At 52.8% G+C, this 19308-nt stretch carries 17 protein-coding genes; 2 read left to right on the top strand and 15 right to left on the bottom strand.

All coding sequences use genetic code 11. The features are described 5' to 3' along the window. Positions 1 to 155 precede the first annotated feature (155 nt). The 14 genes from AB1656_06695 to aprB all read right to left on the bottom strand — a co-directional run bounded on the left by AB1656_06695 (position 156) and on the right by aprB (position 15589). A complete protein-coding gene (locus AB1656_06695; protein MEW6235057.1) occupies positions 156 to 1547 on the bottom strand; it encodes a (Fe-S)-binding protein in 1392 nt (463 codons plus the stop codon). 143 nt (positions 1548 to 1690) lie between these two features. Continuing rightward, positions 1691 to 2101 carry a response regulator gene (locus AB1656_06690; GenBank protein MEW6235056.1) on the bottom strand — a complete coding sequence of 137 codons (411 nt, stop codon included), beginning with the start codon at positions 2099 to 2101 and terminating at the stop codon, positions 1691 to 1693. 48 nt (positions 2102 to 2149) lie between these two features. After that, entirely contained in the window at positions 2150 to 2674 is a 525-nt protein-coding gene (locus tag AB1656_06685) for a response regulator (protein MEW6235055.1), read from the bottom strand. Positions 2675 to 2796: 122 nt separating this feature from the next. After that, positions 2797 to 4599, bottom strand: coding sequence for an ATP-binding protein (locus AB1656_06680; protein ID MEW6235054.1), 1803 nt, complete (start codon positions 4597 to 4599; stop codon positions 2797 to 2799). A 144-nt stretch (positions 4600 to 4743) separates the two neighbouring features. Next, positions 4744 to 4944 carry a glycosyltransferase gene (locus AB1656_06675; GenBank protein ID MEW6235053.1) on the bottom strand — a complete coding sequence of 67 codons (201 nt, stop codon included), beginning with the start codon at positions 4942 to 4944 and terminating at the stop codon, positions 4744 to 4746. Then, a complete protein-coding gene (locus tag AB1656_06670; protein ID MEW6235052.1) occupies positions 4910 to 5635 on the bottom strand; it encodes a class I SAM-dependent methyltransferase in 726 nt (241 codons plus the stop codon). Before AB1656_06670 ends, AB1656_06675 begins: the two co-directional genes overlap by 35 nt. Before the next feature lie 651 nt (positions 5636 to 6286). Beyond that, positions 6287 to 6955, bottom strand: a complete 669-nt coding sequence (locus AB1656_06665; protein MEW6235051.1) for a hypothetical protein — start codon at positions 6953 to 6955, stop codon at positions 6287 to 6289. A 24-nt stretch (positions 6956 to 6979) separates the two neighbouring features. Further along, positions 6980 to 8203, bottom strand: coding sequence for a quinone-interacting membrane-bound oxidoreductase complex subunit QmoC (gene qmoC / locus AB1656_06660; GenBank protein ID MEW6235050.1), 1224 nt, complete (start codon positions 8201 to 8203; stop codon positions 6980 to 6982). A gap of 77 nt (positions 8204 to 8280) precedes the next feature. Further along, positions 8281 to 10545: an FAD-dependent oxidoreductase gene (locus tag AB1656_06655; protein ID MEW6235049.1), complete on the bottom strand. Its 2265-nt coding sequence runs from the start codon at positions 10543 to 10545 to the stop codon at positions 8281 to 8283. 13 nt (positions 10546 to 10558) lie between these two features. Next, complete coding sequence (locus tag AB1656_06650; GenBank protein ID MEW6235048.1) at positions 10559 to 11809, bottom strand: FAD-dependent oxidoreductase; 1251 nt, start codon at positions 11807 to 11809, stop codon at positions 10559 to 10561. A 26-nt stretch (positions 11810 to 11835) separates the two neighbouring features. Further along, positions 11836 to 12669: a YkgJ family cysteine cluster protein gene (locus AB1656_06645; GenBank protein ID MEW6235047.1), complete on the bottom strand. Its 834-nt coding sequence runs from the start codon at positions 12667 to 12669 to the stop codon at positions 11836 to 11838. A 128-nt stretch (positions 12670 to 12797) separates the two neighbouring features. Further along, on the bottom strand, positions 12798 to 13118 hold the full coding sequence (locus tag AB1656_06640) for an ogr/Delta-like zinc finger family protein (GenBank protein ID MEW6235046.1): 321 nt from the start codon (positions 13116 to 13118) through the stop codon (positions 12798 to 12800). A 115-nt stretch (positions 13119 to 13233) separates the two neighbouring features. Beyond that, complete coding sequence (gene aprA / locus AB1656_06635) at positions 13234 to 15138, bottom strand: adenylyl-sulfate reductase subunit alpha (GenBank protein ID MEW6235045.1); 1905 nt, start codon at positions 15136 to 15138, stop codon at positions 13234 to 13236. 13 nt (positions 15139 to 15151) lie between these two features. Beyond that, positions 15152 to 15589, bottom strand: coding sequence for an adenylyl-sulfate reductase subunit beta (aprB, locus tag AB1656_06630; protein ID MEW6235044.1), 438 nt, complete (start codon positions 15587 to 15589; stop codon positions 15152 to 15154). 772 nt (positions 15590 to 16361) lie between these two features. Here aprB and AB1656_06625 point away from each other — a divergent pair. After that, on the top strand, positions 16362 to 16904 hold the full coding sequence (locus AB1656_06625) for a DVU0298 family protein (protein MEW6235043.1): 543 nt from the start codon (positions 16362 to 16364) through the stop codon (positions 16902 to 16904). A 119-nt stretch (positions 16905 to 17023) separates the two neighbouring features. On the opposite strand, the gene cobA is transcribed toward AB1656_06625, so the two are convergent. Then, the gene (gene cobA, locus AB1656_06620) at positions 17024 to 18562 is read right to left on the bottom strand and encodes a uroporphyrinogen-III C-methyltransferase (GenBank protein MEW6235042.1); all 1539 of its coding nucleotides are present in this window, start codon (positions 18560 to 18562) and stop codon (positions 17024 to 17026) included. 176 nt (positions 18563 to 18738) lie between these two features. Between cobA and AB1656_06615 the strand changes: the two genes are divergently transcribed. Then, positions 18739 to 19176, top strand: coding sequence for a hypothetical protein (locus AB1656_06615; protein MEW6235041.1), 438 nt, complete (start codon positions 18739 to 18741; stop codon positions 19174 to 19176). Positions 19177 to 19308: the final 132 nt, after the last annotated feature.

Genomic DNA, 19308 nt, shown 5'->3' with positions numbered 1-19308 from the left:
TTGTAGGATGGGTCGCGTTGTTTGACCCATCAATTTGTTATTTTCCGCATAAACGATGGGGCGAAAACGCAACCCAACCTGCGTCTCTTCAACAAACATCCAGCATCCTATTTGCCGATAGTATTTATTTGCGAAAGAGACCTGGCCATCGAATATCAATCCGCCGATTTGGGCGCGTCATTCAGCACTAACGCCTTGACGATCAAGTCATGCACGCCGATGACTGTGGCGTCCAATTTGTGAAAATCGATCAATTCGCGAATTTGCTTCTTGCAGTTGGCGCAAGGGGCGGCTACAAATTGGGCGCCGGTGGCGCGTATCTGATTGACTTTCATCTTTCCCGCCGTATTCATACGGAAATCGTGCATATCGGAAACGGTCACGGTTCCGCCGCCGCCGCCGCAGCAATAGTTCTCTTCGCGAGTAGGCGTCATCTCGACGAAATCCTTTGCGCAAGCGCGGATGATTTCTCTTGGTTCTTCCATGACTCCGCCCATGCGGCCCAGGTTGCATGGATCATGGTACGTAACTCGTTCGACGACGCGGTTGGGATCGAGTTTTAACTTTCCTTCCCGGATGGCGCGAGAGGTGAATTCCAAGACGTTCTCTATGCTTTCCACGGGAGAATCGGGACAGACGATATTGGAGAAGAGTTTCAGCGATTTCGTCGCATGGCCGCATTCGCCGACGACGATTTTCCTCACTTTCAAGCGCTTGGCTTCTTCGTGAACGCAGCGAAGAATCTCAGCCAGCTTGGCGTCGGAATAGAAAAGTCCGTAATTGATGGCGTCGTAATATTGCGTTCCGACCGTCCAATCCGCTCCCGCCGCGTTCATGGCGATGGCGTTGCCCATCAGGGTGTCGGCTTCCATCATGTAATCGCTCGCCGGAGCGATGAATAGGATTTCCGCTCCGGCTTTATCCAGGGGAAATCCCATATCGCGGCCCGTCAACTCTACGATTTCCTCGTTTAAAAATTCCACCGTATCCACGAAGGCGGCGCGGGGAATGGCGGAGGTGTTGCGCGTCTCGCCCTTCAATTGGGAATCGACGCTAATTTCGAAATTGCTAGGGATCAGGTTGAGATAAGAAAGCATTACACGCCCCACGCGCGCAAGCATGGCGTTGTCGACGCCCATCGGGCATTCCAGGTTGCAGCGGCGGCACATGGTGCAGCGATATACGCTTTCCAGAAGTTTATCGATATCGTCTTCCTGCAAATCCGGCGCTCCGGCGAATCTTCTCAACAGTTTCCCCGACCGCGTGAAATAGCGGCGGTAAATTCGCCGGACTTTTTCCGAACGGTAAGCCGGAAGATCGTTAATGTCGCCAGTAGCTTTGTAGACGTGGCACATCTCCGAACAATTGTTGCACCGTGCGCAGGTTTCCAGATAAATCGATACGGGCAGTTTCAAGAAATCCGTATCGAGAATGTCTTTCATGGCTTTGACCATGGTTTCCGGCCGGTTGGCTTCAACGGGATGTTCGATTTTGAAGGGATATCGGGGCGCGGCATTGTTGTTGGCGAATGGCTGTTTTTCGGCCATAATCTATTCTCCCAATTCAAGGCAAAAAAATCGAATGAAAAATCGCGTATAGATAGATTGTATGACGCCAAGCCGCTTGCGCCAGTTTGCGCTTGTTAGGCTTTTTGCCTTATCCTCTATCCTCTTAGTCTGGCGGCGCTCGATCATTTCGGCAAGGCGCTTTTCACAGCCTCGATCAGTTCTTTGGCGTTGACCGGTTTAACGAGATAGGCGTCGGGTTTAGCGACGCTTTTTTTATGATCGAACAAATCTTTAAAGCTAATCGTCCCTTTCGTGTTGCGGTCTACGCCCGTGATAACGACGATCGGGATATCTTTGTATTCCGAAGTGGAGCGGCGCAGATCGCCGTATAGGCCGATTCCCGTCTTGCTGGGCATAATCAGATCAAGGGTAATCGCATCGGGCCGTTCTTCCTGCAGAGCGGCGAGAGCCTGTCCTCCATCGGCGGCGACGCGCACGCGGCAACCGGCGTCTTCCAAGGCCATCTTTAAAAATTGCGAAACGTCTTCTTCGTCTTCGACGACGAGAATGCTTTTCCCGGATAAATCGGACATTGGCGATTCCTCTCTATTCCCATTCCCTCCATCGCGGCGGTTTGGGTTTTACGGCATTTTCTTTACCTTTAATAAATCCAGCGCTTTCTTCAACGTCTCGTCATCCGCCTGCTCCATTAAACGCTTCAGTTCCTCCTTGACGGAGGATGAAGTTAAAACGGCTGGCGATTCGCCGCAAACCTCCATTCCCAACAGGCGGCGCACGGCGTTGACGTAATCGATCGGCTTGACCGGCTTCTCCAAATGAGAACCGGAAACCAGAAGGGACAACTCCTCCAAATCGGCTTTGCCTTGTTCGTCCCTCGCATGGCCGGTAACGACGAGAATGGGGATATCGGCCCAATCCTTGTTTTTCTTCAATTCCCGAATCATGCGAGCTCCGGGATATTTGGGCATGACCAGATCGAGCGAAATCAAATCCGGCTTGCGCTGAGCGACAAGGTCCAGCGCCTCCCGTCCGTCCATCGCAGTCAGGACATGGAAGCCCTCGTCCTCCAAAGCCATCGACAGAAAGTCCACGATCTCCTGTTCGTCATCCACTACGAGAATCGTTTTTTCTTCCGGTGAGGCCATCAGGATGATCTCCTTTTATGGGATAAATGATTGCCCCATGCAATCCAGCGGCGCAGGGTGGGTCGAGCGAAGCAAGCCCCGCCATTTTCTCTCGTCACTTGTCATATATCACTCGTCATTGTCTATAAAATATCCGGCGGCGCGGGCGGCGGCAATCGCCGACGAGGCAATTCGATGCGAAACGTCGCTCCTTGTCCCGGCTGGGATTCCAGAACGATTTTCCCGCCGTGTTCCTGCACGATCTTGCGCGTCGTCAATAGACCCAGGCCGGTTCCACCGCCGCCTTTCGTCGTGAAAAAAGTCGTGAAGACCCGCTTCTTCACGTCGTAATCCATGCCGCAGCCATCGTCGCAAACTTCGAAAATCAGCGTTCCGTCTTCCTCCCGCGTCCGCAGCGTCACTTCGCCGCGCCCCTTTTCGCTCATCTGGCAGGCGTCGATGGCGTTGGAGAGAAGATTGGTCAGGCATGTATCTATCGCATTCGGGTCGAGCGGCGCCGGTTCAAGACCGGGCGCCAGATCGGCGGTAAGCGTAACGTTGACTTTCTTCGCTACATCCCGGTAGAGCGCTACAACCTCTCGCGCCAGATCGTTCGGTTGCGTCATTTTCGTTTCCGGCAGCCGGCCTTTGGAAAAGCTGAGAAAATCCTTCACCAGGCCCGTTACTTTATTGAAATTCTTTTCCACCACTTGCCATCCGCGCTGAAGGCGGTCTTCGTTCTTCTTTTCCAGACCGGAGCGCAGCGCGTACATTCCGCCTTCCAACGCCTGCAACACATTCTTCACGCTATGAGCCAAACCCGCGACCGTCTCACCTACCGCCGACAACCGCTCGGCTTCCAGTTTCTCCGCTTCCAGCCGTTTGATGGGCCGCAAGTCCTCGATGAACGCCGCCCAGCCCAGCGAGCCGTCGTCGCACAAAAGAGAAACGCCGTGAAGGCGAACGGGAATCTCCTCCCCATCGCGGGCGAGAAGAATCGCGTCCTCGAGATAACAGGACGGCCTTTTTCCCGCCAATACGTCCTGAAACTCCGGGGGAAAACTTTCTTTGCGCAATCCGCCGCACATCGCTTCGCCTGCGGGCAGTTTCAGCAACGCTTCGGCGGCGGGATTGTAAATCGAAAGCCGCCCCTCGCCATCGAACGCGATGATGCCGCCGGTGGAATTGTTGATGAGGCTGTCTTCCAAAGCGTGGGCGCATCGCAGTTGACGTTCCAGCGACCGCACGTCCGTGATATCCATGGAAATCTCGATAACGTGCGCCACTTCGTCATCGCCGCGCGAGAGCGGCGCCGCCGTGACGGCGTAAACGGTCGGCTGTCCATACTTATTGACGCCCGCTTGCTCGGAAGAATGCGTTTTGCCGTCCTGGAACGCTTTCAGCGCGGGACAGGGATGACAGCGGGTTTCGCGCCGCTTGTAAACCTCGTAGCAATGCTTGCCTTCGCTTTCGCCGAACGTCTCGCGCTGCTTCTCGTTGGCGATCACGATGCGCAGATCGCGGTCCAAAACCTGCACGTAGCATGGAACGCGGTCGAAAAGAGCGCGGTAAGCCCGCTGCAGTTCCTTGGACTCGGTAACGTTTTCGGAAAATTCGATCACGTAAAGCACATCGCCCGACGGATCGACGATTGCCTCCGTCCGCACGACGTAATAGGCGAAATTTCCATGCCGGTCGACGCCGGTCTCTTTAAGAATGCGGCTTTTGCCGTCGATAAAAGTCTGCTGGGCCGGACAACTTTTGCAGGGATCGTTGCGCCGCTTGTAAACATCGAAGCAAAAACGTCCTTGCCACGGTCCGAAGGTTTCCTCAAAATGGCGATTGGCTTCGACGATTTTAAATTCTCGATCGATTATGGCGATGTTGCTTAAGACGTGCTCGAACGCCTCGGCGTGCAGCCAATGTATCAGGTCTTCGTTTCGCATGGCGATTCAACCGCCCGCTGTTATCATCACGATTACGGCCTCTCCTCCGGCGCGATCCTGTCTGGCGAATAGGGCGGACTCCTTGCCGAAATTCCTGCTTAATTTGATCGCCTTGCAGCTGGATCCCTCTTTTGATAGATCGCTTCACGCAACCCAGGCATCATCCGTCGAACCGTCATCGACAAATATAATTACGTAGTTTTCACGCCTATCTTTCAACGCATTATTTATTAGTGAAAACAATGCGCGAACGTTCATGCATTCATTATACAGAGGAATAACGATAGAGATTGTCGTCCTACTATAATTCTTATTCTCTATCCAGATAGTTTTTGCAATTCTCAATCACCGGAGATCTGCACTCAAAAAATTGATAAAATGAAATGTATTTGCTTATGCCAAAAAACTTAACCTTGACGCAATCATAGAAAAATCGAAGCAATTCCTCTATCTCAATGGCCGTATTAACATGTACATAACGCATTAGAACGCTGTAATCCAATCCATACTTAATCCTGAATTCCAATCCTGTTGTAATTCTATAACTTAATGCCCATAAAGGCGTGCCTTCACTTGGTATCGCAACTCTTAACTCGCCGTTGGGGGATAGCAAAATCCCCGTTTTGGCTATCACGGATGGTAGATTGCATATATGCTCAAATGAAGCAATAGACGTAATCCTGTCGTACTTTTGAGCGTGATTGATCTCGCTTATATCCGAATACGTATTTCTGATCCGTCTTAATAAAGGCGATTCATCGCCTACCAGTACGGATGGTTCAACGATATCGTAGGGACCGACCGCCGCTTCGTATTGCAATTGATTAAGCGATCCGGCTCCAATCTCTAACGTTGATTGCTCCCCTTTATCAATTAATAGGTCTTTTGCTACTTGCTTATGCATCCAAGATTCCATTCGTTTCGATAGCGACAAAACGAATGTTTTTCCCCCTCGATTTATTTTCCAATAATCAGAAAATATATCTTCATAGGCTTTCGGCAAGGGGATACGTTTTTTGGGAAATTGTTCAAACATATTTATTCTTCTTTAAGAAAATCAGGATAATAAATCTCGAGTCTAAGCGCTTCATCGACAACATTGTATTTATTGGAAAAATCGGCGTATTAACTATCTCTTGCCATCATCCAAATCTTAAAATCATTGTCTATCTTTACTTTCGTCGCCGTAATGCTGCCCCAATGCGTAAAAAAAGGAAATCAAGAATACCGAGACCGCCGTTATCAAAAATCTATTCGATATCACCGTGATTCGAGGCGAATAAGCAACGCAATAAAGGCCCAAGAGTCCCATGGCGACGCGCATCGGCCCCGCGCAAAAACGAAAAAAATCATCTACCAAAACGTGGAGAGACGAAGAGGGGGAGTTTACGTCAATATATAACGACTTAAAAAACGCTATCGATATAGCGGAGAATAGAATCGCAACGATCAAGAAGCATGAAATATAAATATGGTTTTTATGGAAATCGGAATATTTCAGAATGACGATAAGATAAACAATAATGGGAAAAAAAAGAATGGCGAACGATTTTATCCTATCCAATGAAATGCGGGAGAAAACACTTTTTTTTAATTGTTCCCTGATACTCATTCTTAGGATGCACCTTCGCTTTTTCTTATGCCCCATCGATCGCCTTTACGATTACTTCGAGACCATATTTGAGAATCAATGTCCCCAATTAATCGTATGAAAAGCGAAATACTTGCTCACCATATGAATCATACGGCTGAAAGGAAAATAAATTATAAGCAATTCAACGAGAAACAACAAGAGGAAAAACAGCGTCGCCTGCGGCGGCGTCGGCGAACGAAAAGCTAGAATGTCCAGCAAATAGCGGCGAATCTCTTCCAGGGACGGCTGTTGAAAAAATACCATCGCTCCCGAAACCAAAACAATAAGAAGAAAGAAGCCGAGATTGAAAAACTCCACAGGCGTGGACAACGCCCGCGCTTCCGGCTTAACCAACCGGTAAACGATCAGATAGGCAGACGTAACGCCCATCAAGATCGCTCCCAACCAACAAAGCCACGCTTGAAAAACGCCGCAGAGCATCAACAGCAGCCAAACGACCAATATCGCCATGCTGACGTGAAAGGTCCAGGCGCCGATCCAAAGGACTTTGTTGCGCTTCCATACGGCGTGAAACGTGAAGATCTCCGCCGCCATAAACCGCGCTTGAGCCATTAACGTCGGAGGAGGCGGGAAGAAGGTCCAATGAACGGATTTAGGCATGAGTTTCCACCGCATAGCCCGTCCAACAATGCCAACCGTCAGCGCCAACAACGCCGCATAAGGCAATACGCTTCCAATAAACCAAATCAGTCCGTTCATCATTCATTTCTCCATGAATCCGCTAATTTACGCACCCTCCGAGCGCGCTTCCCTATTTTCCGAAACAACGTCCAGCATTTCAACAGCGGCGAAGCCGCGATAATAAATAATCGCCAATGCCCGGTAAAGCATGTGCGCGAACTTTGAATAAGGAAAATATAACATCATGCTGAGAACCAAAACCAAATGCACGAAATAAATCGTATAGGCTGGAATCGCCAAACCGGCCAGACGCAGACATTCCGACAGAACGCCGCTCGCCGCCAAGCCGAACATCAGGCCGATAAACAGCCAATCGTTATAGTTGCTTCGTCCGGCGCGATCCGGCTGAGCAATGCGAAGATACAGCATCATTCCCGTTCCAACCAGAAAGGCGAACGCGCCCAGGTTGCCGAGAATTTTTACAGGATGAACCAGCGAAAGCGGCGTTTCCAGATGAAATAAATAAAGGCCGAGGAATACCGCCGTCGTCGTAACGAAGAGCGCGAGGAAGCCGTAAAAGGTTAGAAGATGCGAGATATAGCGCGGATTGGCTTTCTCGCATTCTTTGAACTGGCTGTGAGGGAGGATTTCCTTGGCGGCGCCGATCAATCCGGAAACGAAGCCTTTGGCGTCGCTGCGCGGCGGGCGCGGCCCCGTTTGCAATCCCTTCCAAAAATTCATGCCGCTTATGACGGACGAAACGGCGGCGAACATCGATGCGAGGACGAAAAGAAAGTCCAAAGGAAAAGGATGAGGGAGGAAATGCTTGAAAATGATTTCCCCTTCCGGATAGAAATTTCCAAAGGCGCCCACGACGATCAACAGAATGACGGCGGGCAATCCGAAGACCAGCGGAAGAAATTTCGGTTCGTAAAGCATATTCCCCAAGAAACGGGGAAAGGCGTAATGCCGATAGCAGTATTTTCGCAGCGCAGCCAGGATATCGCCGGGATTTTCTCCGCGAGGGCAGATAGCCGAACAATCGTTGCATTGATGGCACAGCCATATATCGGGATCGTTCACCAGGCGGTCTTTCAGCCCCCACATGGCCCATACCATTTCCTTGCGCGGAAATGGCCTCTCGTCCGGCGAGATGGGGCACGTGGCGGAGCAGGTGGCGCACTGGTAGCATTTCTTCAAGGTATCGCCGCCGTGAGAAGACAAGTCCTCAATGAACTCCAGGTCGGGATCCAATAGATACAGATCCGCCTCGCTCTCCTCGGCGGAGGATTCTTTTTTTTCAACGCATTCTTCAGCCGCTGTCGTCATTCTGAATACTCCCCGATGATTTCGTCGATTTATCGTTTACGCCATCGGCGTCTCTTTTTCCATCCCTAGGCTCCGGCTTACATTCCCTTGAAAGGATTGAGGCCGACTTCTTCGATCGTCTCCATGAAGCGGTTGACGATCACCGGGATTTTTTCGCAATCGGAAATTTCCACCTGATGCAGTTCCACCCGCTCGTTTTCCAGCGCCAATTGGGTTAATTTTTCCTTAACGTTCACTCCGCGCCGGTCGGCGAGTTCGCTGCCACGGATGAAATGGCATTGATAATCTTTGCCGAATTTGCATCCCATGAGAATGATGCCGTCGAAGCCCCGCGACAGCGCGTCCGCCACCCATACGATATTCGTCGATCCCAGGCAGCGCAGCGGAATCACGCGCACATGGGGGCTGTACGTCAATCGCTTTTGCGCCGCCATATCGAAGGCGGGAATGGCGTCGTTCTCGCAGGCGAGAATCAAAACGCGCGGCTTTTCCTCGAATTCGTCGGGAATCTCCACAGCTTTAATCATCGACGCAACCATATCCACGGAATAATCCTTGAAACTGACGATGCGTTCGGGGCAAGCGCCCATGCATATCCCACAGCGGCGGCATCGCGTGGCGTTGGGCAGGGGCGTTCCCTTCACGTCTTCGTTGAGCACGCCGAAAGGACACTCTTCGGTGCAGCGCTTGCATTGGGTGCATCGCTGCAGGAAAAATTCGGGATACGACCTATCGCCGGAGCGGGGATGTACCGCCTCGCCGCGCGAGGTCATTTCCACGCATTGAATCGCCTTCAACGCGGCCCCTTCGGCGTCTTCGCGGCAGGAAGGCGCATCCATCGGACTGCGGACGCATCCGGCGGCGTAGACGCCGGTACGGCGGGTTTCGTAAGGAAAGCAGATGAAATGCGAATCAGGATAGCCGTATTCCAAGGCGGGAAGATCGGGGCCTTGGCGGTAAGCGAGATTGAGAATCGGCTCGCCCGGCTTGGGTTTTTCCGAAAGGGCTAGGATATCCGGCTGCGGCTTATTGCCCTCATCTAGCGCTTTCTTGACAGCCGCTTGGGCGTCGATCCAGGCGCGGATAGCTTCGCCGTCGGCGGAGACCGGCGCCATACCCAACGCCAGAACGACGATATCCACATCGACGCGAATTTGTTCGCCGAGCATCGTATTGCGCACGTTGAGCCGAAGACTGCCGTCCGCATTTTCCAACACGGACTGGATGGCGCCCTTGGTCAAGAATATACCCGGATCCTGCTGCGTCCGTTTGTAAAAATCCTCATACTGGCCCGGCGTACGGAAATGATCGTAAAAAATAAACGCCTTGGCGTTGCTCGATTGACGGCGAACGTAGAGCGCCTGTTTCAAACAAACCAAACTAGTGACGGAAGAGGAATAGGAGAACTCGTCTTTATTGCCCTCATATTGAATGAAGGCGGCTTTTCGAACTTCCTTGCCGTCCGACGGACGCAAGATTTTTCCCGCCCGCGCCAGTTCTTCCATCCGAACATTGGTAATGACGTTGGCGTATTTCTTATAGCCCCAATTTTCAAGACCGTCCGGTTCCAAGGGCTTCCATCCCGTCGCTTGAACGATCGCGCCGATGCGAATGGGCGTCTCATCGAATGGAGCGCCATTCTTCGATTTCAAGGAAACGTCGAAGAGGCCGGGGCCGCCCAAGATTTTATCGATTTCGGTGGAGACTCGTACAACGATCTTCGGGTGATTCTTTACCTTCTGGATGAGGTGGGAAATATTGGAATCTTCTAGTTCTAGAAAAGGCGGCCGCGTGGGAACGACCTTGGGCCATTTCGCCATCCATCCGCCGAGTTCGGCTTCCTTTTCGATGAGAATCACAGAATATCCCGTTTCCGCCGCTTCGAACGCCGCCGTCATGCCGGTTACGCCGCCGCCGACGACGAGAATGGTTTTGTCGATTTGAGCGCTCTCCGCAAAGGGACTCAAAGGTTGGGATTTTTGCGCCTTGACGATTCCCATGCGCAGATAATCCGTCGCCATCATTTGCGTATCTTCATCGTTGGGCTTTTGGCACCAGACAACGCCTTCGCGCAGATTCACTCGCTCCACGATCACTCCAGATCCAAAAGGATCGGCGCCGAAACTCTGACGAGAGGAACATGCCGCCAGCACGACTTTATTCAATCCTTCCGTTTGGACATCCTGACGTATAAGGTCTAAGCCCCCGTTTTGGCAAGAAGCGATCGTCTTGCATACGGGAACTTTGTATTCCGATTCCGCCGCCTTGGACAAGGCTTCGAGATCCAGGGCTTCGCCGATGCCGCATCCCGCGCAGATATAAACCCCTATCTTGTCTGCCATGCCTGCCTCCTTTTCACATGCACTGTATAGCTTTCAGAGCCGCGCCGGTTGCCTGGCGCGCCGCGCGAGCCACGTCAACGGGACGTTGCGCGCATCCGGCGGCGAAGATGCCCTTCGCTCCTTCCTCCCGCACCACGAATCCGTATTCGTCGTAAACGATCCCTTCGCATGGAATCTTCTCCGCCGCCGTATTCGGCTCCATGCCCGCGGCAAGCACGACGAGATCGAACGTTTCTTTCTTCTTCTTCCCGGCGACGGCGTCTTCCAACTCGACAATAGGATCGCCGGTCGCCGGATTCTCCGTCACCTGCGCCGCTTTGCCTTTTACGAACGTTACCCGCTTATCTTCCATCAGCTCGTAATAAAATTTCTCATGGCGGCTGATGGTGCGTATGTCGATGTAGAAAATCGTCACGGACGCTTCGGGCGATTGCTCCAATACGTAGCGCGCTTGTTTCAGCGATCCCATGCAGCAAACCGCCGAACAGTAGGGAAGATGCTTTTCGTCCCGCGATCCGGCGCATTGGGCGAACGCGACGCGCTTGATCTCCTTGCCGTCGGAAGGACGGACGAGTTTGCCCCCCGTTGGACCTTCCGGCGATGCGAGACGCTCCATCATGACGTTGGTGATAACGTTGGCGCAGCGCCCGAATCCCAGGTTTTCGATTTTGCGGGCATCGTAAGGCCGCCAACCCGTTGCGATGACGATAGCGCCCGCTTTGACGGCGATCTCTTCCGGCTCCGCGTTAAAATCGACGGCGTTGGCGCATTCCGTTTCCAAATACGTCCGGTCTTCCTTGGACAACGCTTCAGCGTCGAGGACGTACTGCGCCGGAAACGCCATTGGATGGGGATAGTACAACGCCTTGGTTTTATTCATGCCCATATTGAAATCGTTATCCCGCTCCGAGGTTAATTTTTCCAGAATCTCGGCGGAAATGACGGCGTTATCCTTTACTCTGCGCGGCTTTTTTTGGATCGTTACTTCGTAATCCCCCGCCTGGCCGGTTACGCGAATCACTTTCGCCAAAGTATAGATCGTAACGCGCGGATTACTGCGCAGGCGCTTGAAATTGATTTCCATGCCGCACGTGGGAGGGCACATTTTGGGGAAATAGCGATGCATTCGCGCAGCGCGTCCGCCCAGATAAGCTTCTTTCTCCACCAAAACCACGTCATATCCCGTTTCAGCGGCTTCCAACGCGGCGGTCATTCCCGCCACTCCGCCGCCGATCACGACGATTTTTTTCCCGTTGGATGTCATTGGTTGGTTCCCATTCCTTCGGAGTGTCATTTCTGGAGCGGCGAAGATTTCGCCGCCGCGAGTTCCTTTTTCTTCGCTTCCAATACTTCGGGCTTCACGGCGATCGTCTTCTCGCCGAAGAGGCTGAATTTCAACCATTCGAATCCGAATTTCATCAATTCGACATCGTCGTCCCGGATGCGTTTTTGCGTTTCCTCGTCCACCTCGAACATTTGCAAAAAACGGCTCTCGAAGACGAAGCGCCGGAAGGCGTCGAGGTTATAGCAAACCATATGAAACAATTCGATTTTCTTGGGATCGAGCGGAGAATCGTCTCTCATGCGCTCGTGAAGAATGATGGGTTTGAAGAGTTCGCCCAATTCGTTGTACTCTTCGATTCCCTGATCCTCGATCCATTCGCCGATCGTCCACTCTTTGCCTTCCTTGAAACCCTCGCAAATCGGGTCTTCCAAGAGGAAGAAAAACTTCCCTTCCGGAGATTCGTTGTCATTGGGAGAAGCCAGGCCGACGGGGTACATGCGGCAAGCCCATGGACGGTCTTCATAGATCGTACAGCCCGCGGGATTCACGAAAGGACACCGAACGTCTTCCGTATCGAGCATTTTAAGGAGGACAATGGGGTATTTTTGGTTGCGGTCGATGGGCAGAATCGTATAATGATCCAAAAACTCTTCGGAACTTACGCCCAACCGCCGCTTCATGCGCAGGATGTCGTAGGGCGTAAGAAAGATATTCACATCCGCGCAGCATTTGTTGAAACAGGGGATTTGTTTATGACAATGAAAACAGAAAGAATCCTTCTCCGTTAAACGGTCGTAATCTTTCAGGATGGTTTCCTTGAGGCGCGCAATTTCATTCATGTTGTTTTCTACTATCTATCGTTTGCGTTCTAAAGCCAAAGTTGTTTTCCCACCGCTCGCCGGCGAGCGGCGTCATAATTGTAAATTTTTTTTTATCTCCTCTCTTCGCTCCGTTTTCGTTTTCGTCATTATTCGGCGGCGATATGACTTTTCAAAGCGTCTTCAGACCATACCGGAACAGGGCCGCTTTCGCCGGTGAGGGGATCGTAGCGATGGCGGTAGGAGGCGCGGACGTTGTATTGCGATTGCATCCAATTCCACCCTCTTGCATAGTAAGGGCATTCGTCGTTGAAGCAGACGTATTGAACGCTCTCCCCCCAACTAGAGCCGGCTGGAGTCGTCCATTTCCGCATCGCGGCGCCGCAATGCGGACAGGCGTAAATACCCTCCGCTGCGCTCTGAACAGGAGGGGCGCAAGCCGGAGTAAGATTCGAATTTCTCTCATTCATCTATTTTCTCGGCAACAATCGTCCTTCCTGTCAAGGGAAGGAATCCCTCCGGATGCTCTTGCGAGACGTCCGGAGGGCAAATTCATGAAAGGGATGAAACTAACGGCTCGGCGAATCAACCTCCGAGCAGTTCATAATCTCCCGCTTCCTTATACATGGGAATAATTTCCCGCTTGATCATCTTCCATTCGCCGGTGGCAGGATTCCACAGGCAGTTGGCGAAGCATTTCCAATTCTTTTCGTCCATTTTCGGAAGATCGGCGCGGTAATAGTAACCCGGCCATCGCGTCTCTTCGCGGAACATGACCGTACGGACATGCGATTCCGCCTGCCACATGCGGTGGACGTTTTCCCAACAGCGCATGAGTTCGTGCAGGTTTTCCGCCGCCAGCTTCTCCGAGTCTTCTTTCAGGAAGCCAAGCAGTTCCAGTCCTTTTTCCAACAATGGCTTGCTAGTCTTGAATTGGGAAGAAACTCCGCCGGCGTATTCGTCCATAATCTTCTGGAGACGGAACATGAACGCTTTCGGCTTGATGTAGTTGGGATTGATGTCGGGATCGCTGGAGCCTTTCTTGTTCTCTTCGTAAAGATCGATAGGCTTCAAAATTCCCGCTTTCAACTTCTCGATTGTTCCAGCGTCGATTTTCGGCTGATCCGCGTTGTCCACGCAGAACTTGACGGCCGCTTTTCCGCAAATGCGCCCCTCGGCGTGAGAGCCGGAGGAGAATTTGTGGCTGGAAGCTCCCGAAGCATCGCCCGCGCAGAAGAGACCCTGCACGGTGGACATATTCGGGTAGCCCCAGAAGTATTCGGGAGGCGCCAAGTCTTCGGGACCGCTGACCCAAGCGCCGGAAGCGCCGGAGTGGGAACCGATAAAATACGGTTCGGCGGCGGCGATTTCGGATGGTTTCTCTTCCGGCGCCACATTCGTGCCCGCCCAGAGAATAGCCTGGGAAATCGTCATGTCGAGGAAGTCTTCCCACGCTTCGGATTCGAGATCTTTCAGCTTTTTCTTTCGCAGTTTTTCGTCCGGTTCGGCCTCGGACAATTTCTTGATGGCCTCTTCCGTCCTCATGTAGATAGGGCCTTTGCCTTCCATGACATCCATCATGCCCAGCCAGTTGCGTAGATTGGCGGGAATAGGTTTGACATGGCCGTAAGGAACCCAATTGTCCAATTCGGTTTTGCGCGTGACCATATATTCTTCGCCGAAAGCGTTGGTCGCCCGCGATTTAAAAAGCAGGAACCACGCGCCGACGGGACCGTAAGCGTCTTTGAAGCGAACAGGAATGAAGCGCACTTCCTGGCAGGTCATTTCCGCCCCGGCCTTTATCGTGAAGTAAGCGCTGGAGCCGGAATTCCACGGAGGATACCATGCGCGCCCCAAACCTTCGCCGGAAGAGCGCGGCTTGAAGACGTGAACGGCGCCGCCCATCGCCGCGATGACGGCCTTGGCTTTGAAGACGTAGAATTTATTCTCGCGAACGCTGAAACCCACGGCGCCCGCCACGCGGTTGCCATCCATCAGCGGACCGACAATGAAGATGCGCTCGTAGATGTTTTCCATGCCCAGCGCGTTCTTCGCCGCTTCGGCCACGACGACCTTGTAGGATTCGCCGTTGATCATCAGTTGCCATCGGCCTTCATGCACGTAGTTGCCCTTTTCGTCCTTCCAAATGGGAAGCCCCCATTTTTCGAAAAGGTGCACGGTGGAATCCACGTGCCGCGCGATGTTAGCGACTAAATCCTCGCGCGTAATGCCCATAAGGTCGTTGCGAACGTAATCCACGTAATCTTTCAACGTGTTCTTGCCGTCTTTTAAGCCGACGTATTGGTTGATGGCGGAAAGTCCCATCGCCACCGCACCGCTGCGGTCCATCGCCGCTTTATCGACTAACGTCACTTTGACGTTATTTTTCTTTGCCCAATAGGCCGCTTCCACGGCGGCGCCGCAGGCCGCCATTCCGCCGCCAAGAATCAATAGATCGGTAGTAACCTCGATTGTTTCGAAATTCGCCACAATATCACCTCCTTCACTTGGTAACCACGGCCGGAAGACCGCTTGATGCAGGTTCGGTAAAGAGGCACGGGCTGGAGAGATCGTCCGATCCGGTGCTCCAACCGCCATCGGGAACGGCCGAACCTTCCGCCGTCGTCCGAATGGGGAACTTGAACCGCTTCAACATTCCATTGCGGAACTTGACGGTCCACATAATCGAGTCGGTGCTCCGCAGGGGAGTGACGCTGGCGCCCAGCGGCACGAAGTCTGCGTAGCCGCGGATTTCCACGGCTTGCGTGGGACAGATTTTTACGCAGTTGTAGCACTCCCAGCACATTTCGGGTTCGCGGTTGTACGCCTTCATGATGTCCTTGTTGAGCGCCATCAAATCGTTGGGACAAATGTATTGGCACGCCGTTTTATCCAGCGCTTTACAACCGTCGCATTTCTCTGGAATCACGTAGCTTGGCATAAATTAATCCTCCTCATCCATCGATCGTTCTTGTTCAAAGTTGGAACGATTGTCAAATTAGCCCGCCCCGTAGACCGAAACTCTCATCCATTTCGCGGTTCTTTGGATTGCCGGTTCAGGCGCAGATTTGAAAATCGTTTTAGGAGATCGAAGCAACGCTTATTCCTCGCGCGTCGATCGACTCAAGCATCGAGTAAGCCCTACCTCCTTTCCCAGACGATAGACATCTATAGATTCGATATTCCTCCGTCCAAATCGACGGTAAGAATCCATCAATAATCTAGGCTCATTCGCTATTTATCGGCAAATGCCGTCCCAAGGAAGCGTACCTTCCTCCGTCTGGCATACGGTATTATGCCGTACGCCCTCGCTTGGGGATAAATCAACGCGCATAGTTATAACAAGAGAATAGAATTAGGCCGGACTTAGTTACCGGTTGGGAAAAAAATCCCATTCGCGTTCATTAATAGGTTCCAGCATCGCGTGCGGAAACCCTGGATCGCATAAAAAAATTATCGCAAACTACGCTCAAGCTAATATAATTAATTCACCAAGTCAAGGCATACGGCGAAAATCCTGGAATCAACGGGGCTATTCCGAGATTTCGCCAATAAAATCTTAAAATTTGAGGCGAATCGATAAAGAAGATAAACGCGGATTTCGGTTAACAGCTTTTTTATTCCATTTCCTAAAACGGGGAAGATAGATAAATTATACGCTGGGTTCGCGCTAAAATCAATCGAGACGGAATAACAAACGAGGCTTTTTCTCAATGAAACGCGAAATTCTCGACTGCTTGGCAGGATGCGATTGGGACGGCATTCGGCGGCTGGCGGAAAAACGAAAAACCATACTAAGCCTATTATTCGCCCGGACATTCGACGCCGACAAGGAAATTCGCTGGCGCGCAGTGGAAGCCTTGGCGGCCGCCGCTTCCGTTTGGGTGAAAAAGGATCCGGCGTACGTGCGGGATTTCTGCCGCAGGCTTTTATGGGCGCTCAACGACGAATCGGGCAACATCGCATGGATGGCGCCTCAAGCCCTTGGCGCTATTCTGGCGGAGAATCATGAGGCGCTGCCGGAATTTCTCGCGCCGCTCCTCGGCGTTTTGGAACTGGAAGAAGAAAATTCCGTAAAAGAAAATTTCGCGATTCTGGGCGCGTTATGGGCCGTCAACCGCATCGGACCGATCCACTCGTCCTTCGCCGCGCAAGCCGCAGAACGCATTCGCCCATATCTCCAATCCCTCCATCCCGAAATTCGGTCTCTAGCGGAAGAAGGAATGCGCCGTTTCGCGAAAAGCAGCGACGAGTAAAAAGTGAATAGATTGCAGGGTGGATCGAGCGATGCGAGCATCGCCATAATCTCTAAAAGGATGCAAGGGCAGAAACAACCTTGCTTTTGCCACCCGCCCATTCATCATTTATCATTCCCTCAATCCTTATCCGCATCATTGGTATAATAAGCGGCGATGGCATTCGCCAGTTCCGGGAGACCGGAAGGATCCGCCTGGATATTCGCGGGCAGGCCGAACGATCGCAAAGCCATCGTAGTTTGCGGACCGATGGAAGCAAAGAGCGTCCGTTCTGCGAGGCGCCTCGCCTCTTCCACTCCCAAACGGGCCGCGAAAGCCTTTACGGCGGCGGAGCAAGTAAACGCCGCCAGATCGATTTTCCTTCCATTCAACGCCGCGCCGGTTTCGGGTTGGGAATGGACACTGACAAAGACGCGTTCTACGCGACACCCCGCCGCTAGCAGCGCATGAGCCAATCCTTCCGGCGTTTCTCCCTCGTATGGAAGAAGCATCCGCATTCCATCCAAAGGAAATTGGCGGGACAGTTCCTCGACGACGGCAGCGGAACAAAAACGGCTGGGCAGAAAATCCGCCCGGACGCCGAAACTGCGCAGCGCCTCCGCCGTCTCTTCGCCCAGCGCCCCGATCCGCAGCCGCGCCAGGCTGCGCGCATCCCGCCCAATCCCGTCCAACGCGGTGAAGAAGGACTTTACGCTCTCCGCGCCGGGAAAAAGGATCCAATCGAAATCCAACGCCTGGCGCGCCATCTCCTCCAGCCGGTCCGGCAGCGGAATGAGTTCGTGTGCGGCGGCGGGCAATTCCAAAACTTCCGCGCCCATCTCGGCGAGCAACGCCGCCAGCCGCGATTTTTGGGAGCGGGCGCGCGGCAGCAGAATAACGCGTCCGAACAAGGGCCGGGTTTCAAACCAATTCAACGTCTCCCGCATTCGCACTACTTCGCCGACGACAACCAATGCGGGGGGACGCAGACCGGCCCGCTCCACGCGATCGGCGATGGTCTCCAGCGTCCCCGTCACCGTCTTTTGATAGGTGCAGGTTCCCCAACGGATGACGGCGGCGGGCGTAGAAGCGGGCTTGCCGCCTCGAACGAGTTCCGCCGCGATTTTGCGCAGATTCAATACGCCCATAAAAATCACGATTGCGCCCTTCAACCGGGCTACGTCGGCCCAATCGACTTGGGCGCCGCCCTTGGATTCGCATTCATGACCCGTTATGGCCGTAAAGGAAACGCTAAGATCGCGGCAAGTGACGGGAATCCCCGCATAAGCCGGGACGGCGGCCGCCGCCGAAACGCCGGGAACGACTTCGAACTCCACCCCGCATTGGCGCAGATAGACGCATTCTTCCGCTCCCCGTCCGAAGACAAAAGGGTCTCCCCCCTTCAGACGCACCACGGCGTTCCCCGCCTTGGCTTCGCGAACCAAAATCTCGTTGATCTCGTCTTGGCTCGCCGTATGCTTTCCCGCTTTTTTGCCCACATAGAGGCGGCGCGCCTTCGCCGGCGCATAATCCAACAATTCCGGGGCCGCCAGATGATCGTAAACGATCGCGTCGGCGCGTTGGATAAGATCGCGCCCGCGCACGGTAATCAAGCCGGGATCGCCCGGCCCCGCGCCTACCAAAAACACTTTCCCTTTAAGAGAACTATCTATTGCCATCGGAACAACGCCTCGAACAAGATTCTACTCTTTACCGATTATAATCCCGCGGCCATCTTTTCGCCACGCGAGCGCCGCCGCCCGAATAGCTTGTCCATTTGGCCAACCAGGATTCAAACCGGCGATCTATTCATTTATAATCGCTCCACTTCAACAAATAAGGGGAGGAAAACGCTATGAAGAAAAAAGAAATCATGGAAAAACTCGTAGAAAATATGGAAAATTGGCAAAAGGTCGAGAACGCTTCCGTCGTCTCCACCGGCAAAATTATCGAAAAAACATCCAATCCCGTTATCCGCCTGATAATGGAAATCATCCAGCGCGACTCGCAAATGCACTATCGTATTCAAGAATTGATCGCCGATAGCCTAAAGAAAAAAGCGATATCCCTCACCCCCGAAGATATGGCGGACGTGTGGAGTTTGATCGATAAGCATCTGGAGATTGAAAACAAGACCATCCAACTCGCCAAAGAATCCCTCGACGCATTGAAAGATTCCAAGATGGTCGTTCAACAGTATCTTTTAGGTTTTCTGCTGGAAGACGAGGAAAAGCATACTCACATGCTGGAATCGCTCGAAAAAGTGAAGAAAGGCATGTATCCCTACGGTTGAGAGAACCGCAGCATCGCTTCAAATGCAATTCCTGCCGCCTGGTTGGAGCTCGATCGTTTCGCGCGCTCCATCCAGAGCGGAGGATCGCGTGAACGAATCGTCGGCGCGACGTCTGGCGGGAGACTTTCCCCT

It is taken from the genome of Candidatus Omnitrophota bacterium (assembly GCA_040755155.1).
Lineage (GTDB): Bacteria > Hinthialibacterota > Hinthialibacteria > Hinthialibacterales > Hinthialibacteraceae > JBFMBP01.
Note: the sequence above shows the minus strand (reverse complement) of the source record. Positions and strands in the feature narration are given on the sequence as shown.

Coding starts and splice junctions, on each gene's coding strand:
- AB1656_06670 (MEW6235052.1), bottom strand. CDS start 5,635: ATGTTTGAACAATTTCCCAAAAAACGTATCCCCTTGCCGAAAGCCTAT.
- AB1656_06655 (MEW6235049.1), bottom strand. CDS start 10,545: ATGGCAGACAAGATAGGGGTTTATATCTGCGCGGGATGCGGCATCGGC.
- AB1656_06650 (MEW6235048.1), bottom strand. CDS start 11,809: ATGACATCCAACGGGAAAAAAATCGTCGTGATCGGCGGCGGAGTGGCG.
- AB1656_06645 (MEW6235047.1), bottom strand. CDS start 12,669: ATGAATGAAATTGCGCGCCTCAAGGAAACCATCCTGAAAGATTACGAC.
- cobA (MEW6235042.1), bottom strand. CDS start 18,562: ATGGCAATAGATAGTTCTCTTAAAGGGAAAGTGTTTTTGGTAGGCGCG.
- AB1656_06640 (MEW6235046.1), bottom strand. CDS start 13,118: ATGAATGAGAGAAATTCGAATCTTACTCCGGCTTGCGCCCCTCCTGTT.
- AB1656_06690 (MEW6235056.1), bottom strand. CDS start 2,101: ATGTCCGATTTATCCGGGAAAAGCATTCTCGTCGTCGAAGACGAAGAA.
- AB1656_06665 (MEW6235051.1), bottom strand. CDS start 6,955: ATGATGAACGGACTGATTTGGTTTATTGGAAGCGTATTGCCTTATGCG.
- AB1656_06625 (MEW6235043.1), top strand. CDS start 16,362: ATGAAACGCGAAATTCTCGACTGCTTGGCAGGATGCGATTGGGACGGC.
- AB1656_06695 (MEW6235057.1), bottom strand. CDS start 1,547: ATGGCCGAAAAACAGCCATTCGCCAACAACAATGCCGCGCCCCGATAT.
- AB1656_06685 (MEW6235055.1), bottom strand. CDS start 2,674: ATGGCCTCACCGGAAGAAAAAACGATTCTCGTAGTGGATGACGAACAG.
- AB1656_06615 (MEW6235041.1), top strand. CDS start 18,739: ATGAAGAAAAAAGAAATCATGGAAAAACTCGTAGAAAATATGGAAAAT.
- aprB (MEW6235044.1), bottom strand. CDS start 15,589: ATGCCAAGCTACGTGATTCCAGAGAAATGCGACGGTTGTAAAGCGCTG.
- AB1656_06680 (MEW6235054.1), bottom strand. CDS start 4,599: ATGCGAAACGAAGACCTGATACATTGGCTGCACGCCGAGGCGTTCGAG.
- qmoC (MEW6235050.1), bottom strand. CDS start 8,203: ATGACGACAGCGGCTGAAGAATGCGTTGAAAAAAAAGAATCCTCCGCC.